1 rRNA gene (running past one end of the window) is annotated in these 497 nt (G+C 40.6%); it reads left to right on the plus strand.

The window, feature by feature from the left end:
* Window positions 1-118: 118 nt before the first annotated feature.
* Window positions 119-497: ribosomal RNA gene (locus ACFV3I_RS18695) — 23S ribosomal RNA — on the plus strand (its annotated part continues 2220 nt past the right edge of the window); the annotation flags it as partial.

Raw genomic sequence — 497 nt, forward strand, 5'->3', positions numbered from 1 at the left:
GTTTTAAATAAGCTTGAATTCATAAATAATCGCTAGTGTTCGAAAGAACACTCACAAGATTAATAACTAGTTTTAGCTATTTATTTTGAATAACAATTCAAAATATGGTGGAAACATAGATTAAGTTATTAAGGGCGCACGGTGGATGCCTTGGCACTAGAAGCCGATGAAGGACGTTACTAACGACGATATGCTTTGGGTAGCTGTAAGTAAGCGTTGATCCAGAGATTTCCGAATGGGGGAACCCAGCATGAGTTATGTCATGTTATCGACATGTGAATTCATAGCATGTCAGAAGGCAGACCCGGAGAACTGAAACATCTTAGTACCCGGAGGAAGAGAAAGAAAAATCGATTCCCTGAGTAGCGGCGAGCGAAACGGGAAGAGCCCAAACCAACAAGCTTGCTTGTTGGGGTTGTAGGACACTCTATACGGAGTTACAAAAGAACATGTTAGACGAATCATCTGGAAAGATGAATCAAAGAAGGTAATAATCC

Origin of the sequence: Microbacterium sp. NPDC059771 (assembly GCF_042732495.1) — a bacterium.
Taxonomy (GTDB): domain Bacteria; phylum Actinomycetota; class Actinomycetes; order Actinomycetales; family Microbacteriaceae; genus Microbacterium; species Microbacterium sufflavum.